General features: G+C 44.9%; 9 protein-coding genes. 7 read left to right on the forward strand and 2 right to left on the reverse strand.

Annotated features, from left to right (window positions below):
- Positions 1–16 precede the first annotated feature (16 nt).
- Together AC59IL_RS06460 and AC59IL_RS06465 are read right to left on the reverse strand one after the other, a co-directional pair.
- A complete protein-coding gene (locus tag AC59IL_RS06460; protein ID WP_496551281.1) occupies positions 17–3301 on the reverse strand; it encodes a SusC/RagA family TonB-linked outer membrane protein in 3285 nt (1094 codons plus the stop codon).
- Positions 3302–3321: 20 nt separating this feature from the next.
- Positions 3322–5532: a fasciclin domain-containing protein gene (locus AC59IL_RS06465; RefSeq protein ID WP_496551282.1), complete on the reverse strand. Its 2211-nt coding sequence runs from the start codon at positions 5530–5532 to the stop codon at positions 3322–3324.
- A 512-nt stretch (positions 5533–6044) separates the two neighbouring features.
- Here AC59IL_RS06465 and AC59IL_RS06470 point away from each other — a divergent pair.
- The 7 genes from AC59IL_RS06470 to AC59IL_RS06500 all read left to right on the forward strand — a co-directional run bounded on the left by AC59IL_RS06470 (position 6045) and on the right by AC59IL_RS06500 (position 21902).
- On the forward strand, positions 6045–9293 hold the full coding sequence (locus AC59IL_RS06470; protein WP_496551283.1) for a SusC/RagA family TonB-linked outer membrane protein: 3249 nt from the start codon (positions 6045–6047) through the stop codon (positions 9291–9293).
- A 22-nt stretch (positions 9294–9315) separates the two neighbouring features.
- Entirely contained in the window at positions 9316–10815 is a 1500-nt protein-coding gene (locus AC59IL_RS06475; RefSeq protein WP_496551284.1) for a RagB/SusD family nutrient uptake outer membrane protein, read from the forward strand.
- Positions 10816–10925: 110 nt separating this feature from the next.
- Entirely contained in the window at positions 10926–12119 is a 1194-nt protein-coding gene (locus tag AC59IL_RS06480) for an oligogalacturonate lyase family protein (protein WP_496551285.1), read from the forward strand.
- Positions 12097–15054, forward strand: coding sequence for a glycosyl hydrolase (locus AC59IL_RS06485; protein ID WP_496551286.1), 2958 nt, complete (start codon positions 12097–12099; stop codon positions 15052–15054). The genes AC59IL_RS06480 and AC59IL_RS06485 overlap by 23 nt, the downstream gene beginning before the upstream one ends.
- A 41-nt stretch (positions 15055–15095) precedes the next feature.
- Positions 15096–15527 (forward strand): nuclear transport factor 2 family protein, encoded by a 432-nt coding sequence (locus AC59IL_RS06490; RefSeq protein WP_496551287.1) that lies wholly within the window; start codon positions 15096–15098, stop codon positions 15525–15527.
- A gap of 155 nt (positions 15528–15682) precedes the next feature.
- Complete coding sequence (locus AC59IL_RS06495; RefSeq protein WP_496551288.1) at positions 15683–17815, forward strand: hypothetical protein; 2133 nt, start codon at positions 15683–15685, stop codon at positions 17813–17815.
- 358 nt (positions 17816–18173) lie between these two features.
- Complete coding sequence (locus tag AC59IL_RS06500; RefSeq protein WP_496551289.1) at positions 18174–21902, forward strand: DUF4450 domain-containing protein; 3729 nt, start codon at positions 18174–18176, stop codon at positions 21900–21902.
- Positions 21903–22136 lie beyond the last annotated feature (234 nt).

Here is a 22136-nt window from a genome sequence, read left to right on the forward strand (position 1 = left end):
CAGGTATATGTTTGTGTTAGAAACTGGCGGTTAAACCTAATGTAAACGATTTAACCGGTGGTGTCATAGAGTTATCTATTGCTACCCTGAACGGATCGCTGCCGCGTGAAGAAACTTCAGGGTCCTGGCCGGTGTATTTGGTAAACGTAACCAGGTTTTCGGCAGTTACATAAGCACTCAGCGCATTGATCTTTAATTTGCCGAGTATTTTTGGTGTAAACGTATATCGGGCTGTTACCGAACGAAGGCGCAGGAACGAACCATCCTCAACATACCGGTCAGAACCAAGCCAGTTGTAACCTGTTGCCCATACTGCTCTGGGAATATCGGTTACATCACCTTCTTTTCGCCATCTTCTTAATACCGCTGTGCTTTGGTTATCGAAGCCGTACATGTTGGTCGTATTCATTTTGGTGCCATTGATGATATCGGAACCAAGGCGGTAATTGCAGAATACAGTTATCCGCAAATTCTTTTTGTATGTTAATACCGGGCCAAAGCCGCCTACAAACCGGGGGTTGCCATTGCCGAGGTATACAACATCCATATAATTTATATTGCCATCGTGGTTGATGTCTTCATAAATGGCATCACCAGGTTGAAAAACATAATCAACTGTGGGATAATTGAAGCGCATATAAATCACCTGTCCGTTGGGTCCCACAATGGGTTGCCCTTTTGCATCATGGGCGATGGTAGCTGATTTGTCGGTATATACGCCTTTATATCTGAAGCCATAAAAAGAACCAAACGGATTGTTAACCTGTAAAAGTGATTTGTATTGTCCGTTGGCTTCGATGTTTCCTTTTTCGCGGGGATAGAATTCCGATATTTCGCGAATGATATTATCGTTGTGGGCAATGTTAACGTTGAAGTCGAGTTGTATGTTATTATTGCGTATAAGTGTTGCATTCAGGTTCAGTTCCCAGCCCTGGTTATCCATGGTGCCCACATTCATGTCAACGCTGTTGTAACCGGTAAAGGAAGAAATTTGCAAACCCGAATAGAACATGTCGGTGATCCGGTTCCTGTACAGGTCAACATCCATAGTAAACCTGCGATCGAACATCATCAGGTTAAAACCAAGGTTAAGTCCTTTTGTAGTTTCCCATGTGAGGTTGTTCAATTGCATACTGGCCGGGTAGATCGCTGCCTGACCGAGATATGTATAGGCGTAAGTGCCATAGGTATTGTAAAATCCATAATCGTTTTTGGGGGCTCTTCCCGAATGTCCGTAGCTGGCGCGCACGCTCAGATCATTGATATATTTACGGAAAGGCTGCATGAACCATTCATCCGAAATGCGCCAACGGGTTGAAATAGCGGGGAAGGTGCCATACCTGTGATTGGGACCAAAACGCGAGTTGCCATCTACCCTGATACTTGAGTTAATGATGTACCGGTCTTTGAATGAATATTGTGCGTTCGCCAGCATGCCTATTGAACGGGACTGAATTTGTGTAGCTGATAAATTCAAATCGGTATTGGCCGTACGTGAAGGAACCGAGGGATCCTGCAGGTCGATCGATGCGGTGTTAGACGTTTGCGCCTGGTGCGATACGTATTTATAATCACTGGTCATAAACGATGCAAAGGCTATCAGGTTGTGATTTTCTTTCAGGTGCGGACTATAGATAAGATTGGTTTTTGATTGTACACTGAATGCATCTGCATCGCCGTCGTAGGCACGGTTCACCACGGTTTCAGTCCATGGGCGCCCGGTGGCTATTTGCGGCAGGAAGGATTTGTTTTTGATGTTATTAATATCGAACTGAATATCGAATGTGGTTTGTAATACCGTTGGCTTGATATCGTATTGCAGAGTAAAGTGAGGCAATACTCTTTCGGTAACCACATTGCGCATGGCTTTAACGGCCATAGCTACCGGATTTACAGTACCTACCAGATTGTTACTGCTGTTAATGCCATTGTATTGTCCCTGAATGTTGGCTGCGGGTGAAAAGAAATTAGGCGTTTGATTGCCGTATTCATCGTATTCATAAATGCTCATGTTGGGCATTTTTCGATACGCTACTTCGCGCAGGTTCTCGGCAAAATTCCTGTTGTTGTCGCTATGCGAATACGAAAGGTCGGTTCTGAATTTTATGCGGTCCGATACTGAATAATCGAGATTAAGGCGGGTATTGATACGGTTCAGGTCGGTACCGATGGTTGTACCTGTTTGTTTCAGGTAATCTACCGAAGTAAAATAGCGCGCTTTTCTGCCGCCTCCGCTGAGCGATAAGTTATGGCTCATAACATATGCATTGCGGGTGATGGCTTTTATCCAGTTGGTGTTGTTGCTATAGTTGTAATACCAATAGGGGTCAGCGGGGTCGTAGTTAAATTCTTTTTGCGTTTGTGTATTCAGGGGAACGCCGTTCTTGTTCATCACCATTTCGGGGATCATGGTCGAGTACTGGTCGCCGGTGAGCATGGGAATGGCTTCGGGCGCCAGTGATAATGATCCTTTAAATGTATAGGTAAGAATTGGTTTGCCTATTCTGCCGCGTTTGGTGTTAATGATCAATACGCCACCTGCCGCGCGGGCGCCCCATACGGCCGTAGCGGCTGCATCTTTTAACACGGTGATATCTTTAATGTCAGATGGTGCAATATTCAACAGCGCTGCATATCCTTGCTCATCGGCTGTTCCGAAATTAAAATCCGAGGGGATATCAGTTTCGTACGGCATACCGTCAACTACAATTAACGGATTATCGGATGAGTTGATAGAGGAGGTGCCACGTATTTTTATCGACATGCCTGCACCGGGATCGCCTGAGCTGGCGGTGATATCAACACCCGGCAACCTTCCCTGCAATGCCTGATCGATAGAGGTGGCCTGCATTTCTTCCATTTCTTTAGCGCTGATGGTAGCGGAAGCAATGGTGCGGTCTCTTTCTGATATCTGCAACATACCGTTATCGGTTTTTTTGCCCGATACTACAATTACTTCATCCATATCGTTATTGGATGGGTTTAACTGTATGGTAAGATTACTTTTGGGGCTAACGGGGATCACTATGGTTTTAAAACCTATGTAGGAAATAGATAATTTATTATTCGGATTAGATATGCGTATGGCAAAATTACCTTCAATATCGGTGGCCACACCCCGTATTATACGGTCTTCTTTATCTACTTCTGTTACCGAAGCACCATGTATGGGTGATTTATCTTTACTGCTTACAATTTTTCCCTGTACAATAATCGGTGTATTCTGCGAATGCAATGCGGCAACCGGACAAACGGTAAAAAGTACCACGGTGAGTAAAAGCAGGGCTGAGTGTTTTTTCATATAACAGTTTTGCAGCATGATCAATTATTGTATTTCAGGTACGTATTAATGGAATGAATAACTATGCGGTCGGCCAGTACATTACTGCCCGCTTCATTAATAGCCGCAGTTCGGCCAAAAGCATCTGTAAAGCTGAAATTCGCGGCATCGTTGGTTACTGTTACAATGCCAATCTGATCGTTCAGTAAACTCCTGTATACCGATTCGATGTTGCCATTTGTTTTTGCATCGTGTACAACCGATTTTTTCAGAATATGGTATTGTATAAATTTGCTTACAAGTTCCTGCTCGGTAGGATCGGTGGGTGCAAAAGTTGGCACTTTATTAGGTGCGGTGCCGGTGCCCGGCAGTAATCCTGCATTTACGGCAGCTATTATGGCAGCGTTGTCGGGAATCAGAAAAGTGCCAAAGAAGCCGAGTGGTGTTACACTGATAACGCCGGTAGAAGCGGTATACAATTTTGAGTTTTTCAGGAATTGAAAGAAATTATAGTAGGGTGAAGCCGATGTTGGTGATAATGCTTCGAGGCGTTTGCCGGGTGTAAGTGCCGAAAAGTACAGTAGCCTGTCGATATAATACGCCGTACCGTTCTTCATGGTTTTGGAACTGAGTATAGATACATTTACGTTACTATCGATATTACCCGCTGCATAGAATTGGCCGTTTTTGAATTTGATCATTTCGCCACCCATTGTTTCAATAATGCCTTCACCTGTAAGGTTACCGAGCTCATTTTGGGGTGTAGCAATAATATGCATATTTACAAGGCGCTTAACCGTTCCTGTGGCATCCCCCGAACCCAGTACACCGGGTTTTGTATTTATCCATGTACTGCTGTTGGCATCCCAGTCGAATCCAAGCCCACGGATCATGTCGTCGCTCATCATGAGTATGGTATAATTGAAATTGGGATTGCTGATAACCGGTTTCAATTCATTGTTGATTAACCGGGTCATCAATGTATACTTCGGATCGAGATAGGGGCGGGCGTATACGGTAGAGAATAAATTCGACTCCTGTACTTTACCGGCGCCATAAAAAAATCCATTACTGAGTATTTTCTTTTCAACAATGTCGGCGTTCGGATCAAAACGGGCCGGTTCTCCCAGTTGATTACCGGTAGAAGCAAATTTCGATGGCCATACCGGTGCCTGCCACATGTGAGCGTTTAAAAAATCTATAACAATATCGGTAGGCAGCTGACCCAGGTTATTCAGGTCACTGTTGTAATGTTCCAGCACAACACTTTTAAGATAAGGCTCCAGCGCATCGTTGGTAGGGGCGAAAAGTGTCCAGCCATTCATTTGTGCGTCGTTGTCCTGCGCCTTCAGATAGTTTTCGTTATTCAGCGAAAAGGCCAGGCCGGCGTTATACTGTTTAATATATACTTTGTCAGAAGCGCCGGTGAGCACCTGGTATCTTTTGGTTACATCAGCATTTTCGGTATAGGTTACCAGAAAACGGTCATACAAACTTTTAAACAGGCTGTACTGAGGTTTTGAAGCAAGGTATTTATCAATATTCAGAACAGGCGTCAATACTTTATCAATCACATGAATGGTACCGTTTTCGGCCGCGATATTAGTTTCGGTAACGGCCGCATCCATAACATTTAAACCGGTGAATGAGCTGCCCGGATAAAAATAATTGTAATCGGCTGCGGTTAGTTTTCTTTTGGTGAAAAAAGGATTGGTGAAATAGGGAATGTATTTGTTGTTGTTATCAGACAATACATAACTACCGTTGCGGTTGGTGGCTATAATATGGGCCGGCTGGCCATTTATGGTGGCTGTGTCGTATAATTCGTACCAGGTTGTTCTGCGTTTGAACGCATCATCTGCTACCCATCCTGCAGTACCCTGGTAGTCATCGAGCCTGTCGGTATTGAACGAGTTGTATACAAGACAGAACCGAACAATTTTCTGCGCAGCAACAGAATCAAGCGCTTCTATGCCGGTGATGTTTTGTTCTTTAAAATATCTGGTAAAAGCTTCGTTGGTAGGGGCAAATAGCGTCCAGTAGCCCGCATTGCTCAGAATGTCTTTGTATCCTGCCTTGTCTATACAGGTAAGCAGCGTTGAAAAATTGCCTTTGCTTTGAAGCACCTGGTAAATGGGTGGTTCAAGGCCTTCGGGCCGGTTGTAAAACTCATCCCACTGTTTTTTACGACAGTTAACCAATAATACACAAATAGTAACAAGTAAAAAGAACGGTTGTAATAATCTACACATGACAAGTAATTGTTTTTTCATATAGTAAAGCCAGATGCAAGCGAAAATAACGGGGCGTACGAGCCTAAGGCCCGATACATAATTCAGTGAACTGCGATAAATAAAAGTTTAAAGAATTGGCAGGGAGCATGCCGTGTAGAGACGACAGATTGCGTGTAATATTTACACCTAAAATGGGGCGCATGGCAAGTCAGTTTCGTTTTTGGTTAAAAGCAGTTATTAATATAAAATTAAAATTATGCCTTGCTCAACCGTCCTGAAGCATCCCGATTGACGCTTTTGATTTACGCAATCGTTCCCGGAAGTGTAAATATGACACTTAAGGCGCAATACACAAGGTACAAGGCTCAAGGGCTTGCGGTTTAGTCAGGTTGACTGAATTTAAACGTCTTGTTCCTTGTTCCCTGGTTCTTCTTTCTTCTGCCTTCTCAGGATAGAACAGGATGAACGTTCTTGTAAGGGCTCCTAATTTCACCACTGCCGACGATTGTAAATTTCAAAAACAGGCCATTATGAAAAAATATCAACTTCCCCAGAAGTCTTTATGGCTATTCCCATTTTTCTTTCTTTTTACATTTTTTATTGCAAAAGCGCAGAACGAGAATAGTAACAAACCCGTTACCGGAAAAATCACCGACGAAGGCGGCAATGCCATTCCCGGTGCAACGGTACAGGTAAAGGGAACTAATACCCGTACCAGTGCAAATAACGATGGTACGTTTTCGATTGTGGTACCATCTGGTAAAGATGCACTCATCATTAGTTCGGTTGGATTTACACAAAAAGAAGTGCCTCTGAATGGTGAAACGTTCATAACCGTAAAACTTTCGGGTTCAAAAAACACGCTCGAAGATGTAGTGGTGATTGGTTATGGAACGCAAAAAAAACGCAATGTAACCGGCGCTGTTGTTTCGTTCGATGCCGGAAAGCTGGATGAGCGTCCGGTAACACGGATTGATCAGGCGCTGGTGGGGCAAATGGCCGGTGTGGCCGTTAAGCAAACGAGTGGTGCATTAGGTAAAGGATTCAGCGTGCAGGTGCGTGGAACCGGTTCTATTACGGCGGGTAACGAACCATTATATGTAATTGATGGTTTTCCGCTGGCAACAGCTGCACCCAATGCAGCCGGAAACTTTGCCAATGGAAACCCGCTTGATAATATCAATCCCAACGACATTGAATCGATACAGGTGTTGAAAGACGCAGCTGCTGCAGCTATTTACGGTTCGCGCGCAGCCAATGGCGTAGTGATCATCACTACAAAACGTGGTCGTTCGGGCAAAGTAAAGATCGATGTAAACAGCTATGTTGGATTTGTTGAGCGCAGCAAAAAGCTCGACATGCTGAAGGCCGATGAATGGATAGACCGCGCTACCGAAATGATCAATGCCAAATACGTTGCCGACTATAAAGCGCAGGGCGCCGGCGCGTCGGATGATTATGAAACGAGAAGGCAAAAGATCAATAGCACTATTGCAGATCCTACAAAAAGAATAGCAGCCGGTCAATATAATACCACTTATATGTTAGATGACCGCTGGGCGCAACCTGGTCATCCCGGTCTGCGGTTTATCGACTGGCAGGATGAAGCTTTTCGGAAAGGCCTAATGCAAAATCATCAGATATCGGCCAGCGGCGGTAATGAATATGTGCGATATTATGTATCGGGCAATACTACCCGCCAGGAAGGTATGGTGATCAATACCAACTACATCAGTTATTCGGCCCGCGCCAATGTGGAAGTAAACGCCAGCAAACAACTTCGCTTTGGATTGAATATTTCACCCACGTATTCTATTATTAACGATCCGGGCGTGGAAGGGAAAGACAATATACTGCACCAAATATTAAGCATGTCGCCGGTGCAGGAAGATTCGATGGGGTTATATCCGAACATAGATAAAAACGGACAATACCGCTGGAGCACTTCTACCAACAGTCCCATTGGCAAGCTGCAGAATATTATTGGCGAAACAAAAAGGTTCCGCACCCTCACTTCAATATTCGGCGAATACCAGATCATTCCGGGCCTTGCCTTTAAAACAACACTCAATCTTGATAATACCGACAACAACAGCAAAAGCTTTACGCCTTATATAGTGGCCAGTTCGCTCGATACCCGAAACGCGCAGGGAACTGTGCAATCGAGCGGTTCATACAGCAGCTATAAAAAGCAAACTTTTGTAAATGAAAATACGTTGTCGTATAATAAAGAATTCAACAGTTTGCATAGCATATCGGCCCTGGCCGGTTTTTCGTACAACTCAGATAAATTAGATAATGTGAAGTTGTCGTCTAACGGCGGGTACAGCCAGAACAATATCATTACCTTAAATGCTGCCAAAGGCGTTACCGGCAGCACTAACGAATCGAAAAATATTCTGCTGTCGTATTTTGGCCGCTTGCAATACTCCTTTGATAATAAATATTTGTTGTCGGCCAGTATCCGGCGCGACGGATCGAGCCGGTTTGGCAATAACACCAAATGGGGATGGTTTCCGAGCGCTTCGGTAGGATGGAGAATATCGGAAGAAGAATTTATGAAACCGGTAACCTTAATCAACGACCTGAAACTGAGAGGCAGCTGGGGTAAATCGGGTAATTATAATATTCCCGATTATGGCAGCATTAATGTTGAAGGATTGTATAATTATTCATTGAACGGAACGGCTGTTGTAGGACTGGCCCCTTCAGCGCTTACCAATCCCGATCTTACCTGGGAAAAATCTGAAACTTTTGATGTGGGCTTTGATGTAACGGTGTTGAAGAACCGCATCAGTGCTACCTTTGATTATTATACCAAATCAAATACCGCCTTATTATTAAACGCGCCTGTTCCGCTGGTTACCGGTTACAGCACTTCACTCATCAATGCAGGCGCCGTTAAAAATAAAGGATGGGATATTGAAATCACTTCACGCAATATTGTAAAAGGGTCTTTTCAATGGACCACTACGGCCAACCTGAGCCATAATACGAATAAAGTAACCTCGTTGACAAACGATCAAACGCAGATACTCATTCCTTCGGCCTATGGTGTGAACGCCCAGCACTCGATTCTGCGGGTAGGGGATCCCATGTACAGCATTTATGTGGTAAAGCAAACAGGCATATTAACCCAGGAGGATATTGATAAAAAAGTAGCATTGTACGGCCCTGAAACTGTTGGCGATCCCAAATACTATGATAAAAGTGGCGATGGTTCTATCGATCTGAACGACCGTGTTATTGTTGGCCATCCCAATCCTGATTATGTATGGGGAATCACTAACAATTTCCGGTACAAGGGCTTTGATCTTAGTATACTAACACAGGGCCAATGGGGTGGTTCCATTTATTCTTTGCTCGGGCGTGCTTTGGGCCGAACAGGACAGGGGTATGTTGATAATGCCTTAGGTTTTTTCCGCAACAGATGGCGCTCGCCCGATGATCCCGGTGATGGAAAAGTAGGTAAAGCCTATTCAACATTCGGACAAATAGCCAATACCGACTGGTTATATTCTTCTGATTACATCCGCGTACGTATGATATCGTTAGGATACGATTTGAACCGGGTGATCAAAGCAAAGAAGGGTATTCAGGCTGCCCGTGTGTACATCACTGCCGAAAACTTTTTTGGGCACGACAAATACAAAGGCGGTATGAACCCCGAAGCCAACAACACCGACTTAAGCGGCAATACAGGATTTCCTGAGCCGGGCGATTATGGCGGATTGCCTTTACCAAAATCGCTGGTGCTCGGTGTAAATATTACTTTTTAACCATTGGCTAATTCATTTCATTATGAAAAAAATATTTGTTGTAATAATAATAGCGATAGCAGGTTGCATAAGCGCCTGTGAAAAACAGCTTGATCAATCGCCTATATCGGGATCACCCACTGAAAATTTCTATACGCAAACGAGTGATTTTATTCAGGCGGTGAACGCAGTATATAATGGCTTAATGACTTATCCCGACAGACAACTGAATTTATCAGAAACAAGGTCGGATAATTTATATGCAGTATCAGATGGCGGTGTGCGCGACTGGGAAGGCATCAACAGTTTTCATAAAACCATTGCTGGAAACAATTATGTAACCGAGGCCTGGGCCGGTAATTATAATGCCATCTTCAAAGCCAATACGGTGTTGGAGAAACTTGCCGAAAAAGGAAATGTTATTTCGGATACCGCTTTAAGAACAAGGTTGCAGGCAGAAACAAGGTTCCTGCGCGCCTTTTATTACTTAGATCTGGTACGCTGGTTTGGCCGTGTACCGCTGATCGACAAAACAGTTAGTGCCGGTGAAGCCTTGCAAATAGGAAGAAGTAATGTAAGTGATGTATACAGTTTCATTATCTCTGATCTGGAATTTGCTGCCGCCATTTTACCTGAAGCGTATCCTGCGGCCGATAAAGGCCGGGCTACCAGATATGCAGCAAAAGGTATGCTGGCGCTGGTATATATGACACGGTCGGCCCCCACCTACGACATCAAAGGCCCGGGGCTTAACTCAAATGAATGGAACAAAGCGCTGGCACTGTTGAATGAAATCATTGCCAGCGGTAAATATTCGTTCCTGGCAAGCTATTCGAATATTTTTTCCTATACCAATGAAAACAATGCCGAAGTAGTATTCGATGTGCAGTATACCACCGGATCAACACCTGTTGTAGGTGGCACATTTCCATGGGTGCTGGTACCCGATACATGGTTTCAAAGCCAGGGTAAGGGTACTCAGGGCGGCTTAACCATCAGGCCCGTATCGAATAACCTGCTGAACAGTTACGAAAGCGGCGATACCCGTAAAGCGTTTTCTATTCAAACAGGGTTTACCTATAACGGAGTTACCGAAACCCGTTCGTTCTTTAAAAAATATGTTGACCTTACCAAAGTGCCCACTAACCGGCTCGACTGGCCGATAAATTTTATTGTGCTGCGATATACCGATGTATTGATGCTGAAAGCAGAATGTATTCTGCATGGCGCTACCGGTACACAGACTGATGTGGATGCCATTGTAAACCAGGTAAGAACCCGCGCCGGATTAACCACACCTGTAACGAATGTAACGCTGGCTCAATTAATGGAAGAAAGAAGAAAAGAGTTTGCTGCCGAAGGTTCACGCTGGCACGACCTGGTACGCAGCGGATCGATTGAATCAATAATGACCAACTGGATAACCGCAGAAGATATACAACATGTAATGCAACCTTTTCAGAAAAATTACATCATATATCCAATACCTCAGTCAGAGATTGACGTGAAGCAGGGATTGTATGACCAGAATTTAGGTTATTAATAAAGTCAGTAAAGTCCGGAAGACCGAAAGTCCGAAAGACAATTCAAAACTGAACGATGATTCTTTCGGACTTCCGGACTTTCCGACTTCCGGACAATAAATGTATAGCCATGAAAAATCAATTGCTTGCATTGTTTTCTTTCGTATCGGTTACTGCTGCTGCACAGCCCGTTCTGGAAACCGGTTCACAACACCCCATGCCCGAAGTGTGGATAGATGCCGCTACCCATCATAAAGTAGTTCGCTTAACCAATAAACCCGGCAGCAATGCCAGCTTTTATTTTCACAACAATCCGTTTATCGGTAATAAAATGGTTTTTTACAGTACCGATAGCAGCGGCAAACAATTGTATATAGTTGATTTAACTACCCGGCAGTTTCAACAGGTTACGCACCAAAGCTCACCAATGAGCGGTGAAATCATTGGTGCAAAAGGACATAATGTTTATTACCAGATAAAAGACAGTGTGTTTGTTACCAACATCAAAACAAAGAACACACAACTGATATTTGTTTTTCCGGCTGATTTTATAGGAGGTATTACAACCGTAAATGCCGATGAAACCCTGCTCGGCGGTGTATGGAGCACCGATGCCGAAAAAGAAATTTTCAAAAAGAACCCCGAAAAGCACGACTACTTTGAAAAAATATACGAGGCCCGTTTACCCCGTACCTTGTTTGTGATAGATATTCGATCCAAACAATTACGAAAGCTGTTTACCGACAGCGCATGGCTGAATCATGTGCAGTTTTCAACAACAGATCCCAACCTGTTAATGTTTTGTCATGAAGGCCCCTGGCATAAAGTTGACCGCATATGGACGATTTATGTAAACAAATCCAGTCGCGCCGCACCACAACTGATGCACCGGCGAACAATGGATATGGAAATTGCCGGTCATGAATTTTTTTCGCCCGATGGCAAAACCATCTGGTTCGATTTACAGATGCCCCGGGGTGAGGCCTTTTTTGTAGCCGGTACCAACGTAAAAACGCTGCAGGAAACAAAGTACCGCCTGCAACGCGATGAGTGGAGCATACACTTTACCTTGTCGCCCGATCAAAAACTATTTGCAGGCGATGGCGGCGACCCCGGTCAGGTGGCCAAAGCTCCCAACGGACAATGGATTTATTTGTTCCGCCCCGATAATGATCATTTTGTTGCCGAGAAGCTGGTGAATATGCAACACCACAATTATAAGCTGGAACCCAACGTACATTTTTCACCCGATGGAAAATGGATTATATTCAGGGCTAATTTTGAAGACGAGCAGGAAGTTTATGCAGTGGAAATTCACCATTGACCATTCACTATTCACGAATATGATAAAAAGGTTCACGTACGCAGCAGCACTGTTACTGGCATTAACAACTACACAAGCACAGATCAAATGGCCGGCCGTTACCCCCGTTACCAAACCTTGGACACGCTGGTGGTGGATGGGTAGCGCTGTTAACGAAAAAGACCTCACTGCCAATATGGAAAAATATGCAGCAGCAGGTTTAGGCGGTTTGGAAATTACTCCCATTTACGGCGTAGCCGGTTATGAAAACCAGTTTATTGATTATCTGTCGCCTCAGTGGATGAAAATGCTCACGCATACCTTACAGGAAGCAAAACGCCTGAATATGCAAATTGATATGGCCACCGGCAGTGGCTGGCCTTTCGGCGGCGGTCCGCTTATCGGCGATGCCGAAGCCTGCAAGGATTTTGTGTACAAAACCTTCACGCTAAAAGGCAATCAAACCCTTAAAGAACCGGTTACTTATATTCAGCAACCTTATGTTGAAACGGAGGGCAATCACCTTGCCAACCTGAAATCGATTTACAAAGATGCAGGCACCAACAGTATCATTTCGGCAGATAAACTGAAAGAATACGCACACGTTACAGATATCGGCAAACTGGTTGATCCCGTTTACGAAAATAAAAACCTGCAGGCGCTTGCCTTAAACCAGGTGAAATTTAAAAAGAACCTGCCGCTGCAGGTGGTAATGGCATACAGTGAAAACGGACAGGCCATTGAGTTAACGGGCAATGTAGATGCCGAAGGCAAATTGAACTGGAAAGCACCGGCCGGTAACTGGACCATCTATGCGCTGTTTATGGGCTGGCACGGCAAAATGGTAGAACGCGCTGCACCCGGCGCGGAAGGCAATGCCATTGACCATTTTTCAGAAACTTCCTTGAAAAAATACCTCAGCCGGTTCGACAATGCTTTTACCGGCAATGATATCAGCCAGCTGCGCGGTTTTTTTAATGATTCGTATGAAGTAGACGATGCACGCGGACAAAGCAATTACACGCCCGGTTTTTTTGAAGAGTTCAAACGCCGCCGCGGATACGATCTGAAACTGCATTTACCCGAATTACTCAACAAGCAACCCGATGCAACGGGTTTGCGCATCTTATACGATTACCGGCAAACCATAGCCGATCTGTTGCTGGAGAAATTCACCATTCCCTGGCATAACTGGGCGCAGGCAAAAGGAAAGATTGTACGAAACCAGAGCCATGGTTCACCGGCCAACATCCTTGATTTATATGGCGCTGTAGATATACCCGAAACCGAAGGCACCGAATTATTACGATTTAAATTTGCAGCATCTGCCGCGCATGTACTGGGTAAACCCCTCACTTCTGCCGAGGCTGCAACGTGGCTGAATGAACATTTCAAATCGACCTTAGGCGATGTAAAGAAAGCAGTTGACAAATATTTTATAGGGGGTGTAAATCATCTTGTATATCACGGTACCAGTTATTCACCCGAAAACGATCCCTGGCCCGGATGGTTGTTTTATGCAGCCGTGCATTTTCAACCTGTTAATCCATTATGGAAAGACTTTGGTACGCTGAATAATTATGTAACCCGTTGTCAGTCGTTTTTACAAAGCGGAACACCTGATAACGATATCCTGCTGTATTTTCCATTCAGTGATCATAATTCCGAAGCCGGCCGCGACCTGCTGCATCATTACGATGGTATGAAGGGTTTTGAGAACACCGAATTCAATACGGTGGCCGAAGAACTGTTACAGAAAGGATATGCATTCGATTTTATTTCCGACAAACAACTGCAGCAGGTTGGCAATAATGGATCGTTATTAAAAACGCGTATCGGCAATTACAAAACCATTGTACTGGCCAATACCAAATATATTCCGCTGCAAACGTTGCAAAAGCTGATAGTTCTTGCCAAAATGGGCGCTACGATCATTGTATACAACAGTTTGCCTATAGATGTGCCCGGTTATGGCGATCTGGCAACAAAACAACAACAGTTTAAAGCATTGATATCTTCTTTAAATTTTTCATCGCAGGAGAATATAAAGAAGGCGGTTACCGGCAAAGGAATGATCCTGAACGGCGATGATATGCAGGAACTGTTGTCGTTCGCAAAAGTGTCCCGCGAACAAATGTTCGATAAAGGGTTGCAATGCATACGCAGGAACATTAACGACGGTAAATATTATTTCATCACCAACTCATCTGATAAAGCGGTAACAGAATGGGTGCCGCTTTCAACCAAAGCGGCCGGTGTAATTGTTTTCGATCCCATGTTTCAAAAAAGCGGAGTTGGCAAAATAAAACAATCGGCCGATGGGAATGCCGAAGTGTATATTCAGTTGCAACCCGGCGAAAGTTGTGTGCTGCAAACAACTGCCGCAGCCATAACTGCCGAAGAATATCCGTATTACACGGTTAGTGGCAATGCCAATGAAATAAAAGGTACATGGGCATTGCAATTTATCAGTGGTGGTGCGGTTTTGCCAAAATCAACTACCGTTACACAATTAGGTTCCTGGACAGATTTACCCGATACCGCTGCCCGCATATTTTCGGGTACTGCGCAATACAGCATTCATTTTGCAAAACCGGCTGCGGCGGCCCCGGCGTATTTGCTTAATCTTGGTAATGTGGCATCAGAAGCGGAAGTGGTGCTGAATGGTAAATCAGTTGCCACCCTCATTGGTCCGGTTTACCAGGTAACTATACCTGCTGAACAACTCATAAACGATAATGTGCTCGAAATAAAAGTAAGCAATGGCATGGCCAACCGCATCATCGATATGGAAAAACGCGGTGTAGAATGGAAGAAATTTTATAATGTCGATTTCCCGGCAAGGCTTCCGGCCAACCGTGGCGCCGATGGGTTATTCACGGCCATCAACTGGCAACCCGAACCTTCGGGATTGCTGGGGCCGGTAACGATTGCGCCTTTAATATTGGCTAAATAACGATAGATGGTTAAATTGAACCATCTATTAAATAATTCCATATGATCAAACATTTCATTTATCTTATTATGCTAACAGGAATGGTAACTACAACAACGGCACAAAGCAAAGATTCTGCAGCTGTATGTGCAGCCATAGAATTTTTACGCAAGGCAATGATCGATGCAGATAAAGCAGGACTGCAAAAGATAACCGCCGATCAGTTAAGTTACGGACACAGCAGCGGCCGGGTTGAAGATAAAGCCACCTTTATTGAAAATATTGTAAGTGGTAAATCAGATTTTGTTACCATCGATCTTACCAATCAAACCGTGGCGGTAGCCGGTGATGCAGCCATTGTTCGTCATACCCTTTCAGCAACTACAAATGATGGCGGCACGCCCGGCACCGTAAAGCTGAACATACTGCTCGTTTGGCAAAAACAAAAAGGACAATGGAAGTTACTGGCGCGGCAGGCAGTGAAAGTTCCTTAAACGAATTATTATCTCGCAAAGATGCAGAAATATCGAATACTGAATGTCCAATAACGAATATTGAAGTTATTTCAATTTCAACATTCTACATTTAATATTCAATTTTCGATATTTATAGCGCCTTTATGCCTCGTTGCCTTCGAAATTACCTTATTATGAAAAAAAGCATCTGGCTCACAGCCTTTATTTCTATTAACCTTATCGCACATTCGCAATCTGCCATCAATCGGCAGGCAGTAGTTCGCCGGCATACCATACATATCACCAAAGCCGATTCGCTTTCTTCACTCACCATTGGTAACGGACAATTTGCCTTTACCGCTGATGTAACCGGCTTACAAAGCTTTCCTGCATTTTATCAAAAAGGCGTTCCGCTCGGAACACAATCTGAATGGGGCTGGCACAGCTTTCCCAATACCGAAAATTACAAACGCGAAGAATCGCTGAAAGTATATGAGCTGGAAGGAAAGAAAATATCCTATGCCGTACAGTACAAAGAACCGGAACGTAATAAAAAAGCGGGTGATTATTTCAGACAAAATCCACACCGGTTGCAACTGGGGAACATAGGATTGGAGATCACCAAAAAAGATGGCTCATTGGCCTCCATTGAAGATATCAAAAATATACAGCAGCAACTCGATCTGTGGACGGGTGCTTTACAAAGCAATTTTACTGTAGATGATGAACCGGTAGAAGTTACTACATATGCCCACCAGCAACAGGACCTGATTGCCTTTAAAATCAATTCGCCGCTGCTGGCAAAGCAACGACTGAAAGTGCGGCTGCATTTTCCATACCCCAACGGAGAATTTAAAGATGTGGGTCTGTACGAAGGCGATAGCAGCAAACATGAGTCTGTGCTTACGCAGCAATCGGGCAACAGCGCTTTTATTCGCAGAACATTAGATACAACGACTTACTTTGTACAAATGCGTTTCCGGCAACAAGCCGCTGTACAAATGCGCCGGGCGCATGATTTTATTATACAACCAAAAACCACCGGCAATTCATTCGAAGCGTCCTTTTATTTTACACCAGAAGTACGACGCAATAACGTGCCTTCTTTTGACGACACAAAAAACAACAGCAGCACCCAATGGGCGGCTTTCTGGAAAAGCGGTGGCGCCGTTGATTTTTCAGGCAGTACCGATCCGCGAGCCATAGAGCTTGAACGCAGGGTAGTATTATCGCAATACCTTACCAAAGTACAATGCGCTTCGGCTTATCCGCCACAGGAAACCGGTTTAACCTTCAACAGCTGGTTTGGTAAACCACATTTGGAAATGCACTGGTGGCATGCCGTACATTATGCATTATGGGGACGAACTAAATTGATGCAAAAAAGTCTTGACTGGTATTTTACCGTAGCCGGCGAGGCCCGGACAATAGCCAAACGCCAGGGATTCGACGGATTGCGCTGGCAAAAAATGACCGATCATGCCGGAAAGGAATCGCCTTCTTCAGTAGGCGCTTTTCTGATCTGGCAGCAACCGCACCTGATATACATGGCTGAGCTTTGTTATCGCGCAGGAAAAAATAAACAGGTGCTGGAAAAATATAAAAAACTTGTTTTTGGTACAGCCGATTTTATGGCTTCTTTTGCTACGTACGATGCTGCGCATAAACGATACAACCTTGGCAAAGGGTTAATACCGGCACAGGAATGTTTTGATGCGGTAAACACTTTCAATCCAACCTATGAACTGGCTTACTGGTATTGGGCATTGTCGGTAGCGCAGCAATGGCGTGAACGGTTGGGCATGCCGCGCGAAAAAAAATGGGATAACATCATTAATAATCTTGCTCCGTTGCCACAGGCCAACGGTGTTTATCTCGCTACCGAAAGCACACCCGATTGTTATACCAATCCCCGGTATATAACTGATCATCCTGCGGTACTGGCCGCATACAGCACGTTGCCTGCCTGCAATCATCTCGATACGGCTATAATGAAAAACACTTATGAGCTGATATTAAAAGTTTGGAAATGGGAAACCACCTGGGGCTGGGATTTTCCGTTAATGGCCATGACGGCAACCCGTTTGCATATGCCCGGTAAAGCCATCGATGCGTTGTTTATGCCGGTACAAACAAACACTTATCTCATCAATGGCCATAATTATCAGGACAACCGCCTGACCATTTATTTACCCGGCAATGGCGGCGTATTAAGCGCTGTGGCCATGATGTGTGCCGGATATGATGGTTGCACCACCGCGAACCCCGGTTTCCCCAATGACGGAAGCTGGAAGGTGAAGTGGGAGGGGTTGTGGCAGATATTTTGACAAAGTGCCGTTAGGCACCATATATTGGTAGAAAGAATGTTCGGATTGATGTTGTCCCGTAGGGACGAAACCTGGAGCGCTACAACAGGAATGTTCGATTTTGTTGATTAAATTCATTTGCTATCAATGTTATGGCCTCGATATTTCGTCCCTACGGGACGACGTTCCTTGCTTGAATTTCTTTCTACCAACATAATGTCCCTACCGGGACAATTGCCAATTGATTATTCACAATTTGCAACTAATGGTGTTTTTCCTTGCAGCAGATAATTTGAACAAATTGTCTTTTGAATACCACATGATATATCGTTACCGGAGATATTGGTTAAGGTAGCTCAATTCGCTGAGAATGCTGAACATGTACCGAAAGTGTTTATACTTTATTATTCTTCTTATAAGTATCACTATTGCCAGAAGCCAGATACCTGCAGGCAGTGGGCAAGCTTCAATTGGCAATAAACGACAGGCAACGGGCAATGGGCAATTTATAACAGTCAACGATCAACTGTTGCGCCAGGAAGGCGGTACCAACCGGAAATTGCCAACTGTTAACAATGGCTCTGAAGGCAGGCTGCATTCACTTCACTATAATGCTCAGGGAACCGACTTTGTAACCATTAATGGAAAAATGCGTTTTAACCGCGCATTGTATGGAACAAATACCGGTTTCAGAATTGAAACAGGCGATTTGCCTGAGTTTGCTTTATACATGTCGGGCATGGGTGGTAATTTTAAATTCGGATTGATCGCAGGCAACAATAGTAAATGGCTAATTGATGCGAAATATATAAAAGCCGTTTACCGCCCCGGTTCCATGCTGTATGAAATAAAAGATCCGCTGCTGGGTAATGGCTCCATGCAAATTTCTGTGCTGGCACTGGCCGATACCGAAGGCATGATCGTTAAAATACAGTTCATCAATGTTATCACCAAAGCCGCGTTGTGCTGGGTGTATGGCGGCGCTTCGGGTAAAAAGTTTTCGCGCGACGGCGATATCGGCGCTGATCCTGAATCTTCCTTTTATCTTCAGCCTGATAATTGTAAAGACAATGTATTCACCATTTCTAATAATAATTTTCATTTAACGTATGGAGCAGGTAAAGTTTTGTGTGCCATTGTGCCGCCTGCTTCGGTGATACATATAACCGATGCTGCGCAACAGGAAAATCCGTTGGCGTTGTATCAAAGCAATGGAACTGCAACACCGGCCATTGCAGGTAAGATGACCATTACAAACGGAACAAATTATTTTTTACTAAATGCTGCGGATACCATAACAACGTTGTATAAAGACCTCGTAAAGCAATTAGCTGCAGCAGAAGCCGCCCGCAAAAAACTCGCCGAACGAATAAAAATAATTACACCCGATCCGTGGATCAATACATTGGGTGGTGCATTGAGTGTAGCGGCCGATGCTATTTGGGAGGCGCCAACGTATTTGCATGGCGCTGTAGCCTGGCGCATGCGACTGCCTGCATGGCGTGGCGCTTATGTAGCCGATGCATTAGGCTGGCACGACAGGGCTCGCATGCATTTCAACAGTTACGCTTTATCGCAGGTAATTTCGCCGGCAACAGGGCCTGTGGTATTTGATACTGCCCTGCATCTGGCACGCCAACTCGAAAAAATGGGCACTTCGCTATTCAGCAGCGGATATATTTGCCGTAACCCCAATGGCGATCTTCGTCCACACCATTACGATATGAACCTCGTGTTCATCGATCAGTTGCTTACGCATTTTTATTACACCGGCGATTCAACATACATCAAAGAACAATGGCCGCTGGTAAAGCGCCATCTTGCCTGGGAAAAAAGAAATTTCGATGCAGATAATGATGGTTTATACGATGCGTACTGTTGCATATGGGCCAGTGACGCCTTGCAGTACAGCGGGGGAGGCGTAACGCATTCATCGGCCTATAACTATCGCGCCAATATGGTTGCGGCACAACTGGCATCCATTGCCGGCGATGATCCCGCCCCTTATCACAACGAAGCGAATAAAATTTTTGATGCGGTGAATAGCCTGTTGTGGATGCCCGACCTGGGCTGGTATGCCGAATACAAAGATGCCCTGGGTGAAAAGTTGTTGCATCCGGCTGCGGGTTTGTGGACGATCTATCATGCTATTGATGAAAAAATTTCTGATGCATTTAAAGCGTATCAGTCTCTGCGGTATGTTGATAAACAGATACCCCATATTCCAATTCAGGCGAAAGGATTAAAAGATACCGGTTATTATTTGTTGTCAACAACAAACTGGCAACCCTATACATGGTCGTTAAACAATGTGGCGCTGGCCGAAAATCTGCATACAGCATTAGCCTACTGGCAGGGCAACCGGCCCCGGGAGGCATACCGGTTATGGAAAAGCGCGCTGGTTGAAAGTATGTACCTCAGTTCAAGTCCCGGCGGGTTTCAGCAGTTGTCGTTTTATGATGCCATGCGCGGCGAGTTGTACCGCGATTTTGCCGATCCTATTGGCATGGCAGGCCGGTCGCTGGTTGAAGGATTGTTTGGCATTTTGCCCGATGCATTGAATGATACGCTTACCATTAAACCAGGTTTTCCCGATGCCTGGAACAATGCTACTTTACAAACACCCGATATATATGTTGATTTTAAACGTACAGGGGTAAGCGATCAGTTTATAGTGAAACCTTCTTTCCCCAAACCCATGAACCTGCGGCTGCAGCTGCGCGCGGTGAAAGATGCTGTGGAATCAGTTTTGATAAACGGACAACCGGCTATCTGGCGCAGCCTCAACGATGCCGTGGGCGATCCGGTGCTGGAAGTTGCCACCGGCAAAGCCAAACAATATACGATAGTGATAAAATGGGCCGGTACAACAGTTCAGCCTATGCGCTACGACAGTGTGTATGCAACCGGCGATCAGCTTACCGCTGTTACACCGGCTGGCTTTATACAATCTATTTACGATCCACAGCAGGTATTGCAAAACATTATGCTTACCAGTAACCAGTTGCAGGCCACTGTGCAGGGGCCTGCGGGCAATAAAACCGTATTTGTACAGGTGCGGCAGGGTGAAATGGTGTGGTGGTTTCCGCTTTGCTTTGAAGTAAAGCATCCGGTTGAAATTATTGCTGTTGGGGAGCCCGATAGTGAGGGTATTCGTTTCAGAATAAAAAACAATGGCGCTGCCGTTGCGGGAACAGTAGCCTTACAGGCGGGGATGCATTCGTTTCAACAGGCCCTGCAAATTCCTGCAAAATCATTATCGAACGAAATAGTGGTTGCAGCAACTAATCTGGTGCCGGGCAGTACTCTTATTCGGTTCGAATGGGGCGAAGGATTACATACCGATACAACGATCATAAACTGGCAGGTGCAGGCTACATCAGACATGCGATTCGATAAGATCGATCTTACAAAATATTACAATGATAAAGTGACGAATATTTTTAAGCAACAGTACCTGTCGCCCCGCCCGCAGTCGCCTACCTTACAATTACCGGTGCAGGGAATCGGCAACTGGTGTTACCCTTTGGTACAGCCGGTCATTGATGATGCCGGCCTTCGAAAAGCCGCAGTAAATAATGAAATAGTATTGCCACAACGCATTCCTTTTGCTACACCCGGCGATACGCTTGCAAAAAATATTGTATTTACATCTCAATGGGATAATTATCCCGATTCGGCCGTAATACCTGTATCGGGTCGCGCAACACATGCCTGGTTTATGATGGCCGGAAGTACCAACCCCATGCAAACCCGATTAACGAATGCCGAATTGCGTGTGCATTACGCAGATGGCTCCATAGATACGTTGCGTTTGATCAATCCGCAAAACTGGTGGCCTGTTGAGCAGGATTATTTTGTTGACGGCTATGCATTTACTACCTATGCACCGCATCCACTAAGGGTTTATTTAAAAACGGGCAGAGCCGCTACAGAATGGAAAGACTATATTACCATCAAAGGGTTCAGCAATATGGCCATCGATGGCGGCGCCGCTACTATAACTGATATGCCGCTCGACCCAAATAAAGACCTTCAATCCATTTCCCTTTATACTTTCGCCAATGATGTGGTTATAGGTTTGATGAGCATTACCCTGCTTCGATAGATTTCGCGCGCAAAGAGGTTTATTGTTTGAAGTTTGTGGTTCTTTCGGTGAATCATGTCCTGTAATATTGGGCCACCTGTTAAATTGTTCAGGTGTTTGAATTACCTAAAATGTTCAAATCGCGGCAGCAACCACAAACTTCAAACCCCGTCCGACCGGGTCATCCGGGCGGGCACAAACCAGAAACATAATTTTTATCGACCCTGCAACTGTTTTTTGGCATTCTGTCGTCAA

The organism is Niastella sp. sgz303648, assembly GCF_059587045.1.